Origin of the sequence: Tersicoccus phoenicis (assembly GCF_001968835.1) — a bacterium.
In the GTDB taxonomy this organism is placed as follows: domain Bacteria; phylum Actinomycetota; class Actinomycetes; order Actinomycetales; family Micrococcaceae; genus Tersicoccus; species Tersicoccus phoenicis.
Genome location: NZ_MRDE01000046.1, coordinates 87,692 through 97,961, shown reverse-complemented (window position 1 = coordinate 97,961; position 10,270 = coordinate 87,692). Strand labels below are relative to the sequence as shown.

The following is a 10,270-nucleotide window of genomic DNA, read 5'->3' as shown; positions in this document are numbered from 1 at the left end:
CCGCAGGGAGTGTGTGAGAGAGTTGCATCTACGAGATGCCCTTCTTGAATGGGTGATACGTGCCTTAGATAAGTCGTATCTTCCCAGGTCAGAAGGGCATTCTCATGCTCCCACACCGACCCCGCAACACCAATTGGTCGGTGGATCGAGGTTAAGCACCCCGTTCGGGTGAAGCCCGCTAAGTCACGGATGACCCGGTCCGACAGTACTGCCTCGCCGGCCGGCCGCGCGCGCCCCCGGTACGCTGGCGCCATGCCGGAGATGCCGCAGGTCCAGGCCCTTGTCGACTTCCTCGACGTACGGTTGGTGCACCGGGTGGCGCCCGACGGCGAGGTGCTCGACGGTGGCGCCCACGTCACCGGCGTCACGCTCGGCTCCTTCGCGGTGCTCAAGACCGCCGTCCCGCCGCTGGACGCGATCGCCGGAGCCGAGATCACCGGCGTCGCCCGCTTCGGCAAGTACGTCGACCTGGATTGCGACGGTGTGCACCTCGTCTTCCACCTCGCCCGCGCCGGGTGGCTGCGCTGGCTCGCGCATCCGCCCGCTCGTCCGCTCCGGCCCGGTGGCAAGGGACCCGTCGCGCTGCGACTCGAGGTGGACGGCGCCTCCGACGGCGGCACCGGGTTCGAGTTGACCGAGGCCGGAACCAAGAAGTCGCTCGCGGTGTACGTCGTCTCCGACCCGACGGACGTGCCCGGCCTGGCGACCCTGGGCCCCGAGGCACTGACCCTGAGCGCCGACGACTTCGCCCGCCTGCTCACCGACCACCGCGGTCAGATCAAGGGGCTGCTGCGGGACCAGTCGGTCATCGCCGGGATCGGGAACGCGTACAGCGACGAGATCCTGCACGCCGCGAAGCTCTCCCCGTTCGCCATCGCCGCGAAACTCAGCAACGAGGAGGTCGGCCGGCTCTACACCGCGATGCGCACGACGCTGGACGCGGCGATCGCGGCGTCGGCGGGGAAGCCTGCCGCGGAGCTGAAGGACTCGAAACGCTCGTCCATGGCCGTGCACGGCCGCACCGGCGAGGCCTGCCCGGTGTGCGGCGACATCGTCCAGGAGGTCTCGTTCGCCGACTCATCGCTACAGTACTGCCCGACGTGCCAGACCGGCGGCAAGCCGCTGGCGGACCGGCGGACGTCCAGGTTCCTGAAATAGGTGCAGGGCGTGGCGGCGAAGCTCAGCCGCGCGGCCAGGCGTCCCGCTCGGTGAACACCTGCGCCAGCAGGTCGGCTCGGTCACTGACGATGCCGTCCACACCGGCATCCAGCAGCCGGCGCATGTCGTCGGCGGCGTTGACCGTCCAGACGTGCACCTCCAGACCCCACCGATGGGCCAGGGCGATGGTCCGCGACGTCACCACCGGAACGGCGCGCCCGGCGAGGAGCGGCTGCCGTTCGGGTACCTGGAGGCAGTCGACCCCGTGCAGCAGGAGTCGCGCGACCGGCGCCAGCACGGGAACGGCGGCGGCGAGCACCCAGACGGCCGTCAGCACGGTGCCGGCCGAGGTGGCGACCGGTCGGCTCAGTCGGCGCAGCACGGCGCGACGTCGCCGGTCGGAGAAGGATGCGACGAGCACCCGGTCGTGGGCGCCGAGCCGCTCGATCACGGCCGCCAGCGGGGCGACACCGGCGCCGGTCTTGACGTCGATGTTCAGCCGCACGTCCGGGAACCGCTCGAGCAGTTCGGCCAGCGTGGGAATGGGATCACCGCCGACGCGCACGGCCCGCACCTGCGCCGCCGTCATGGTCGAGATCCGGCCGGTCGTACCGGTCACCCGGTCCAGGGTGTCGTCGTGGAAGACGAACAGCTCCCCGTCGGCACTGGCCTGCACGTCCGTCTCCACCCAGCCGCAACCCAGGTCGACCGCCGCCTGCACGGCGGCCAGGGAGTTCTCGTTCCCGTCCGGGGCATACCCGCGGTGGGCGAGGCCCTTGGGCCGGCCGACGCCGTCGACGACGTTGGCCAGATAGGCGCGAGACGACACCGGCCGGTGGCGCCGGGGGTGGCGCCGCTCAGGCACGCGCCGGATCCTGCGGGTCCGGCGCCGCGGTCGACGTGGGCGTGGCCGCGGTCGCGGTCGCGGTGGACGTGGTCGCCACCTCCCGGTGACCGTTCGCGGACAGCACCCGTTCGATCACCTGGGCCACGCCGTCCTCGTCGAAGGGTGGGGCGACGCTGTCGGCCGCCTCCCGCGCCTCCGGGTGTCCGCCGGCCATGGCGTAACCGTGCCCCGCCCAGCGCAGCATCTGCCGGTCGTTGGGCATGTCACCGAACGCGTACACGTCCGCCGCGTCGATGCCGTGGTGCTGCGCGTACCGGGCCAGCGTCACCGACTTGTCGATGCCGCGCGGGGCCATCTCGACCAGGGCGACGCCGGGGCTGGAGTGTGTGACGGCCACCAGGTCCCCGACGAGGTCGCGCACCTCGGCGAGAAACGCGTCCGGCGTCAGGGTGGGGTGCTTGGCCAGGAACTTGACCACCGACTCGTCGTCGGGAATCTCCTCCTCCACGTCACCCGTGACGCGGGCGCGGCGGGGCAGGACGTCGCGGATCCACTGCGGCTGCAGCTCCGTCAGCTCGATGCTCTCGATGTCGAGGAAACCGGGCTCGACGACGAACCCGGCGAGCGACTCCAGGGCGAAGCGCGCGTCCGGGAAGGACCCCTCGATCCGTTCCCGGGCGTCGTACACGTCGGCGGCGGCGATCGTGGTGCGGGAGAGCACCCGACGCTTCCCGAGGTCGTACAGGACGGCCCCGTTCGAGCAGATCACCAGCCCGTCGTGCCCCAGGTGATCGACCAGTGGATCCAACCAGCGCGGCGGCCGGCCGGTGACGAAGACGATCCCCACCCCGGCGTCGCGGGCGGCATCGAACGCGGCCACCGTGCGGGCCGAGATCTTCCCGTCGTGACCGACGATCGTGCCGTCCAGGTCGCTGGCGATCAACCGCACCGGCCGCTACTTCGCCTCGTAGGTACCGGTGATCCGGGCGCGGCCGATGCTGTGGCTGAACAGGTTGAAGCCGAGGAACGCCGGGCTGGCGTCCTCGGGGATGTCGAGCCGCTCGACGTCGACCGCGTGCACCACGATCATGTACCGGTGCGGGCCGTGCCCCGGCGGCGGGGCGGCGCCGACGAAACCGGGGTAGCCGGCGTCGTTGCGCAGCACGACGGCGCCCTCGGGCAGCTCGGGCAGCTTCCCCTCGCCGGGGCCGGCCGGCAACGACGTCGTCGAGACCGGCAGGTTGAACAGGGCCAGGTGCCAGAAGCCGCTCGCGGTGGGGGCGTCCGGGTCGAACACGGTGACGGCGAAGCTCTCCGTCTCGGACGGGAACCCGCTCCAGCTCAGTTGCGGGAAGACATCCTGGCCACCGGGCACGCCCATGGTGCCGCTGAGCTGCGGCGCGTCGAGCGGGGCGCCGTCGGTGACGTTCTCGGACGTGACGGTGAACGCGGGGACGAAGGGCAGCTCGTCGTACGGGTCGATCGAGGTCATCGTGGTCCTTCCAGCAGGAGCGGCGGGTGCTGTCTCCAACCTAACGGACACCACCGACGACGGCGCCTGCGGCCGGCGGCGAACCGGTCAGCGGGGCACCTCGTGCCGGGTCGGCGGATTGGCGCCGGCCCGGGAGACGGTGACCCCGGCCGCCGCACTGCAGAACCGCAGCATGTCGGCCAGTTCCTGAACGCCGACGCGCTGCAGCCGGTCGCGCCGGGCGGAGCCGTCCCAGCCACGGTCCACCACCACGGAGAGCAGGGCGGCCATGAAGGAGTCGCCCGCGCCGACGGTGTCGACGACGTCCACGCGGGCGGCGGGGACCGTCGTCGTCCCGGCCCGGCAGAGGCCCCAGGGGCCCTCGGCACCGCGCGTGACGACGACCACGGCGGGACCGAGCTCGAGCCACGCGGTCGCCGCCTCCTCAACGGATCGGTCCGGGTAGAGCCAGGCGAGGTCCTCGTCGGAGGCCTTGACCACGTCGGCCAGCGCGGTGAACCGCTCGGCCTGTGCCCGGGCGCGGTGCACGTCGGTGATGATGGACGGCCGGCAGTTCGGGTCGAAGCCGATGGTGGCGGCGGGCCGAGCGTGCTCGATCGCCGCCAGCACGGCGTCGGCGCCCGGCTCGAGCATCGTCGCGATGGACCCGGTGTGCACCAGCGTGGTGCCGGCCAGCAGGCGAGGCAGCTCCTCGAGCAGGCCGGGCAGTTCCCAGTGCAGGGCGAAGTCGTAGTCGGCGCTGCCGTCGGGCCGCAGCCGGGCCGCGGCGACGCTGGTGCGGCCCGTGTCTGCGGCCCGCGGGGTGAGCACGGAATTGGCCCGCAGATGACCCGCGATCATGTCGCCGTAGGGGTCCTGGCCGAAGCGCGTGACGAACTGGGTGGCGTGCCCGAGCCGGGCCAGGCCGACCGCGACGTTGAGCGGGCTGCCGCCGACGTGGGCCCGCTGCGGCTCACCCGCGCGTTGGACGACGTCGACGAGCGACTCCCCGATGACTGACAGCATGGCCCGAACCTACCGCCCCGCTCCCACCCTCGCCAGCCGGCGGTAGGAACGGTCCCAATGGCGGAACTGGGGGTCGCCGTGCCACCACGGAGACGGGCGGCTGGCTCGCCGTCCCCGGTGGGACAGGTACTACCGAAATGCGTGGAATTGCCACCGCCTCAACGGTAGGAACGGTCCCAACGGCGGACTGTAGGTTGTGGATGACGGCGGGGCGCTCCTTCCCGGCGGCCCGCGCCCGGCGATCTCGCGCTTCGCGACCGGCCCGGTGATCGCCGAGGGTAAGACCGGTGCACCCTTCTCGTCGATGACGAAACAACGGTCGGCGTCACCGTCGAACGCCAGACCAGGTCCGCGCCGTGTTCGACGACGGCGGCCTGCAGGTCGGCCAGGTTCTCCGGTTCCAGCGGATTTGCCGGGCAGAACGGGGAGGGAAGGAACGTCAGCCGTAGTGCTCGGCGAAGCGGCGGAGCACCGCGTGGGAGGCCTCGACGTCGGCCGCGGCGATCTCACGCTTGAGGTCCTCGGCCGTCTCGGGCGGGAAGTACCCCTCGTACTTGTAGACGTCGATCCGCTGCGCCAGGGCAGCCGCGTCCAGCTCGGGGTGGAACTGGGTCGCGTACAGGTTCCGCTTCAGCCGGAACATCTGCACCGGGCAGTCGGCAGAGGAGGCGAGCAGCACCGCCCCGGGCGGCAACTCCCGGACCGCTTCCTTGTGCCCGACGTACGCGTCGAACGACGACGGCAGATCCGCGCAGATCGGGTCGACGGCGGCCGCGTCGGTCAGGGTCACGCGCACGGCGCTGATCGGTTCGGCGTACGTCCGGTCCACGACGCCGCCGGCGTGCACGCCGAGCGTGCCCACGCCGTAGCAGGCGCCCAGGAACGGCAGATCGTCGGCGACGATGGTGTCCAGCAGTTGCCGCAACCGCGCCTCGACGGCCACCTGGACGGCGGACTTGGCTTCCAGCGGATCGGAGGAGTTGAACGGGCTGCCACCGAGGAGAACCCCGGCGTACCGGCCGAGCTCGACGTCGGCGTCGGGCTCGCACACCAGCCGGATCCGGTGCAGCCGCTCGGCCGGCAGTCCGGTGAAGGCGAGGAACGACGCGTACTCACCCTCCGCCGCGCCCTCGTGGTCGCGGGTGGACAGGAGGAGGAAGGGCTTCACGCTGCGATCGTAAGCCAGCGGGAAGCCACCGGATCGCCCCGGACGCAGAGCGGTCCCCGGCGGAGTGACCGGGGTCCGCGGTGCGGCGGCAGGATCAGCTCGCGGCGACGGCGCCGGCGAGCAGGCCGAGGGACTGCTCCAGCTGGTCCTTGCTCACCAGCGGGAAGGAGACCTTCTTCAGCAGCTCCTTGTCGGTGACCTTGCCCCAGTCGTACGTCAGGGTGACCTCGGTGGCGCCGGAGCCCTGGGCCTGCAGCTCCCACAGCCACTCCCATCCCGGCGGCTCGGTGCCGGCGGGGGCGGTCTTCCAGCCGACCATCTTGTTCTGCTCGTAGGCGGTGACGTGGTTGTCCGTCTGGTACTCCCCGCCCATGTGCGCACCCTCCATGTTCATGGTGAACACGTCGCCGACCCGGCTGATCCGGAAGCTGCGGTCCTCGGACCGGACGAACCCGGACCCGTCGAACTCCCGGTGCCGAGCCGGGTTGGTCAACAGGTCGAAGAGATCACCGGCGGGAGCGTCGATGACGCGGGAGACGACGATGCGGGCCTCGTGGGTGCCCGGATCGTGATCGTGTTCGCTCGTGTGGCGCGCCATGGCGTGGTCCTTTCTCGGTGCAGGATGAGGAACGTTCATGCCGTACCCGGCCAGCCTAGCCACCGGTCTGGCTGGCCCGGGCGCGTCGTTCATCCGGGCCTTCACTGAGCGAAGAGCAGGTCCAGGCGGTCGAGCAGGGCCTCGAGGGAGCGTTCGAACTCCGCCTGGCTGTGGTCCTCGGACAGCAGCGAGCGCAGGCGCGCGACGGTGGGGAACCGGGCGATGTCCAGTTCCTCGTCGCGGTTGGGAACATCGGCGTCGCCCTCGTCGAGCGGTACCTGCACCGGTGCCGTCGACTCGCCGCGGGCCGCGACCTCCAGCAGCAGCTGGCCGAGCAGGAAGCTGGTGAACACCCGGTAGATCTCGACCGCCTGTTCCTCGCGGAAGCCGTGCTGGATCAACGTGGTGAGGAACTGCTCGACGATGCGCACACTGCGCAGGGGCGGTCGCAGCCACGTGGCGGCCGGATGGCGGGTGGCGACCAGAGGGAAGATCGCCGGATGCTGCAGCGCCACGTCACGGACCGAGTGCGCCAACCACTGCAGGTACCCGTGCCAGTTCGCGGCGAGGCCCTCGTCGTCGGGCGGAGCCACCTCGATCCGCTCCACCAATGAGCCGACGACGGCTTCGAGCAGGTCTTCCCGGCCGTTGACGTACCGGTAGAGCGACATCGCCTCGACGCCCAGCCGTCCGGCGAGCGCCCGCATGGTGAGCGCCGTGATGCCCTCGTCGTCGATGAAGGCGATGGCCTCCCGGACGATCAACTCCCTGCTCAGGGGGCGGCGACCTCCCGCCGGCTCGGCTGCGGACTCGCGCTCCCGTGGCATCACGCCTCCGCTCGTCATCTGCTCGCTCTCGCACACGCTGCTTCCCGACGATAGCCCGTGCCATCCACGCATGCCAGCGAGCGGATCCGACCACCGGGGTCTTTCGTCAGCAGGCTTAGGTTTGTAGAATCGAACCACAGGAGACAGACTTACGCTGTAAACCACGGGTGATCGAGCTGTCCTTCGTGGCTCACGCCCGACCGAGGTCCGGTTCACCGGAACGGTCGGCTCGAGGACCCGGCAATAGAGCCATCAACCACAAGGAGATGAACTCATGAGCATCGACAAGAACGCCATCAATTCCCTGATCGGCGCGGACGTGCTGACCGCCGACAACAACCGGCTCGGCGACGTCGGCCAGGTGTACGTGGACGACGAGACCGGCTCGCCCGAGTGGGTGACCGTCCGCACGGGTCTGTTCGGCACCAAGGAGACCTTCGTGCCGATCCGCACCGCCGACTTCGACGAGCGAGGCCTGCGGGTGCCGTTCGAGAAGAAGGTCATCACCGACGCCCCGCGCGTCGAGGCGGACCAGGGTCACCTCTCCCCCGAGGAGGAGGACGAGCTCTACCGCTATTACGGCATCTCCGATCAGTCCGGCGCGGCCGACGGCGACTACCGCGACACCGACGCGGCTGGCGGCGGTCACCACGACACCGACGCGGGCAACGCCGACGCTCACGGCACCGTGGGTCACGACACCTCGGGGCCGACGACGGACGACGCCATGACCCGCTCCGAGGAGCGCCTGCGGGTCGGCAAGCAGTCGGTGGAGACCGGTCGTGCGCGGCTGCGCAAGCACATCGTCACCGAGCAGCAGACCGTCCAGGTGCCCGTCGAGCGCGAGGAGGTCACGATCGAGCGTGAGCCGATCACGGACGCGAACCGCGCGGCGGCCGGTGCCGGTCCCGAACTCTCCGAGGAGGAGCACGAGGTCGTCCTGCACGAGGAGCGGCCGGTGGTGGAGAAGGAGGTCGTCGCGACCGAGCGCGTCCGCTTGGGCAAGCAGAACGTCGAGGACCAGACCACCGTCACCGAGCAGGTGCGCAAGGAGGAGATCGACGCGGACACGGACGGTGACACCGGCCGCAATCGCTGACCCGACCTCAGGCTGATCACTAGCCCAGCCTGATCACTGCGGTCCGCCGCGCGTCGAAGCGCGCGGCGGACCGCCTGCCGGCACCCCGGCGTCGTCGACTGTCCAGCGACGACGCCGGGGTGTTGTCGTGTTCGATTCCCGAACCGAGCGGCGCCCACGAGGCCGACCCGTGATCCCGGCGGCAGTTCCGTACCACTTCGGCCGATTTGGTAAGGGTGCTGACGATGTGGCGTAGGCTGAGCATGATGGACGAATCGACGAGCCACAGAGGGTGGCGATGACATCCGAAACCCCACCGAACGAACTGGCGTTAGCGTTTGCGAACCTGCACGGCATGCTGCTGAGCGAGGAGGACGCGACCAGCGCGGTCGAGCACTTGGCGCGTGCCGTCCGGATGGTGATCCCGGCGGCGGTCGGCGTCGGAGTGTCACTGCTCGACGAGCAGGGCAAGCGCCTGACGCGGGCCGCGACCGACGAGGTCGTCGGGACCGCGGACGACCTGCAGTACGACCTCGGCGAGGGGCCCTGCCTGACCGCGTGGTCGACGCAGACCGTCCAGCGTCTCGACGACACGCGCGGCGACCCGCGGTGGCCGGATTGGGCCTGGGCGGCGGCCGAGTTGGGTGTCCGGTCCGCGGTCAGCGTGCCGCTGGCCTACCACGGTTCGAGTCTCGGGGCGATGAAGGTGTACGCGACCGTGCCGGCGGCCTTCACCGATCAGGACGCGGACGTGCTCGGCCTGATGGCGGAGGCCGCTGCCACCTTGCTGGGTGCGGTCAGTCGTCGGATCAGCCGGGCCGGCTCAGCGAGTCGCTCAGATCGGCGTTGGAGAGCCGCGAGGTGATCGCTCGGGCCACCGGGGCGCTGATGGTGCGGCACCGGATCGACGCCACCGCGGCCCGGGTGAGACTGCTGAAGAGCGCCCGGATGCGACGGCGACGGGTGGTGGACCTGGCGGCGAACATCGTGGATCGGCAGTATCGCCGTCGGAGTTGACCCGGTGAACCTGGACGATGACGCCGTGGGCCGCGAACAGGCCCGGCAGCTGCGGGTCACGATGGCCGCGGCAGACCTGGATCGGCCGCGCTTGTGGCTGCACTACTTCGCTCTCGGCGGGGAAGCCGGTGACTACGAGGTCGACGCGTACCTGCACCACCTGATGATGCTCTCGCCCTTGCAGCGGGACCTCCTGGCTCAGGCCGCCAACGAGATCCTGATGGACCTCGCGCCTCCCCTGGCGCCGTTCGCCGCCGACGTGGCCGAGAAGCTGCGCACGGGCCAGAGCGTCAACCACGACGAGTGACGACGGCCGGCGCGCGTTTCACGCCGGGGGTGGACCGATTATCAGTCTGCTGATTAGTCTGATCGGACACGACCCTCCTCCCCGGAAGGATCTCATCATGGCCAACGATCTGCTGACCCGTTCCCTGCACGACCTCGGTGCCGCTGCTTGGTTCGGCGGCTCCTTGATGGGTGCCGTCGGCGTCAACGGCGCCGCCGCAGCGGCCAAGGAGCCGGCCGAGCGGGCCCGGCTCTCCACCATCGGCTGGGCCAAGTGGTCCCCCGTCCAGCTGGGCGCGATGCTGGCTCACGGGGTGGGTGGCGTGGGGCTGATCCTGGGCAACAAGAGCCGGCTGGCCGGGCAGAAGGGTGCCACCGCCAACACCGTGGTCAAGGCCGGGCTGACCCTCGCCGGAGCCGGCATGAGCGTCTACTCGGGTGTGCTGGGCAAGCGCATGGGCGCCCTCACCGCCCGCGGGGCCGCGACCGGCGCCGCCGTCGAGGGTCCGACCGAACCGGGCCCCGCAGCGCCCGCCGAGTTGAAGAGCACCCAGAAGCAACTCAAGCTGTTGCAGTGGGCTCTGCCCGTCGTGGTCGGCGCCGTGATCGTGCTCGGTGCCCAGCAGGGAGAGCAGCAGCGCCCCACCAACGTCAGCCGCGGTCTGCTCCGCCGGCACTGACCGAGTCCGGCACTGACCGCATCCGGCGCCCGGCCGCGCCCGGCGTCGGCGCGGCGCATTGCGATCGAGCCGTGATGCGGGACACAATGGCGCATCGGTCCGGCCCGGCACGGAA

At 70.8% G+C, this 10,270-nt stretch carries 13 protein-coding genes and 1 pseudogene; 6 read left to right on the top strand and 8 right to left on the bottom strand.

What is annotated here, in order from left to right; all coding sequences use genetic code 11:
* Positions 1-252: 252 nt before the first annotated feature.
* Positions 253-1,158: a DNA-formamidopyrimidine glycosylase family protein gene (locus tag BKD30_RS07545; RefSeq protein WP_076703646.1), complete on the top strand. Its 906-nt coding sequence runs from the start codon at positions 253-255 to the stop codon at positions 1,156-1,158.
* A gap of 22 nt (positions 1,159-1,180) precedes the next feature.
* Here BKD30_RS07545 and BKD30_RS07540 read toward each other — a convergent pair whose 3' ends face one another.
* The 8 genes and pseudogenes from BKD30_RS07540 to BKD30_RS07505 form a co-directional block, all read right to left on the bottom strand.
* A complete protein-coding gene (locus BKD30_RS07540; RefSeq protein ID WP_076703691.1) occupies positions 1,181-1,987 on the bottom strand; it encodes a glycerophosphodiester phosphodiesterase family protein in 807 nt (268 codons plus the stop codon).
* Positions 1,988-2,015: 28 nt separating this feature from the next.
* Positions 2,016-2,954 carry an HAD family hydrolase gene (locus BKD30_RS07535; protein ID WP_076703644.1) on the bottom strand — a complete coding sequence of 313 codons (939 nt, stop codon included), beginning with the start codon at positions 2,952-2,954 and terminating at the stop codon, positions 2,016-2,018.
* Between the two features lie 6 nt (positions 2,955-2,960).
* The gene (locus tag BKD30_RS07530) at positions 2,961-3,497 is read right to left on the bottom strand and encodes a YbhB/YbcL family Raf kinase inhibitor-like protein (protein ID WP_076703642.1); all 537 of its coding nucleotides are present in this window, start codon (positions 3,495-3,497) and stop codon (positions 2,961-2,963) included.
* A gap of 87 nt (positions 3,498-3,584) precedes the next feature.
* Positions 3,585-4,502 (bottom strand): carbohydrate kinase family protein, encoded by a 918-nt coding sequence (locus BKD30_RS07525; RefSeq protein ID WP_076703640.1) that lies wholly within the window; start codon positions 4,500-4,502, stop codon positions 3,585-3,587.
* A gap of 190 nt (positions 4,503-4,692) precedes the next feature.
* Positions 4,693-4,927, bottom strand: a pseudogene (manB, locus tag BKD30_RS16685) (phosphomannomutase/phosphoglucomutase); the annotation flags it as partial.
* A 14-nt stretch (positions 4,928-4,941) separates the two neighbouring features.
* Complete coding sequence (locus tag BKD30_RS07515; protein ID WP_076703638.1) at positions 4,942-5,670, bottom strand: glutamine amidotransferase; 729 nt, start codon at positions 5,668-5,670, stop codon at positions 4,942-4,944.
* Between the two features lie 94 nt (positions 5,671-5,764).
* On the bottom strand, positions 5,765-6,268 hold the full coding sequence (locus BKD30_RS07510) for an SRPBCC family protein (RefSeq protein ID WP_076703637.1): 504 nt from the start codon (positions 6,266-6,268) through the stop codon (positions 5,765-5,767).
* Positions 6,269-6,369: 101 nt separating this feature from the next.
* A complete protein-coding gene (locus BKD30_RS07505) occupies positions 6,370-7,113 on the bottom strand; it encodes a TetR/AcrR family transcriptional regulator (protein ID WP_083956121.1) in 744 nt (247 codons plus the stop codon).
* Between the two features lie 256 nt (positions 7,114-7,369).
* Here BKD30_RS07505 and BKD30_RS07500 point away from each other — a divergent pair, with 256 nt between their 5' ends.
* The 5 genes from BKD30_RS07500 to BKD30_RS07485 all read left to right on the top strand — a co-directional run bounded on the left by BKD30_RS07500 (position 7,370) and on the right by BKD30_RS07485 (position 10,155).
* Entirely contained in the window at positions 7,370-8,194 is an 825-nt protein-coding gene (locus BKD30_RS07500) for a DUF2382 domain-containing protein (protein WP_076703633.1), read from the top strand.
* A 334-nt stretch (positions 8,195-8,528) separates the two neighbouring features.
* Positions 8,529-9,038: a GAF domain-containing protein gene (locus BKD30_RS07495; protein ID WP_159440556.1), complete on the top strand. Its 510-nt coding sequence runs from the start codon at positions 8,529-8,531 to the stop codon at positions 9,036-9,038.
* A complete protein-coding gene (locus tag BKD30_RS15590; protein WP_159440555.1) occupies positions 9,035-9,190 on the top strand; it encodes an ANTAR domain-containing protein in 156 nt (51 codons plus the stop codon). The genes BKD30_RS07495 and BKD30_RS15590 overlap by 4 nt, the downstream gene beginning before the upstream one ends.
* 4 nt (positions 9,191-9,194) lie before the next feature.
* Positions 9,195-9,497, top strand: a complete 303-nt coding sequence (locus tag BKD30_RS07490) for a hypothetical protein (protein WP_235861554.1) — start codon at positions 9,195-9,197, stop codon at positions 9,495-9,497.
* Positions 9,498-9,594: 97 nt separating this feature from the next.
* Positions 9,595-10,155, top strand: a complete 561-nt coding sequence (locus tag BKD30_RS07485) for a hypothetical protein (protein WP_076703631.1) — start codon at positions 9,595-9,597, stop codon at positions 10,153-10,155.
* Positions 10,156-10,270 lie beyond the last annotated feature (115 nt).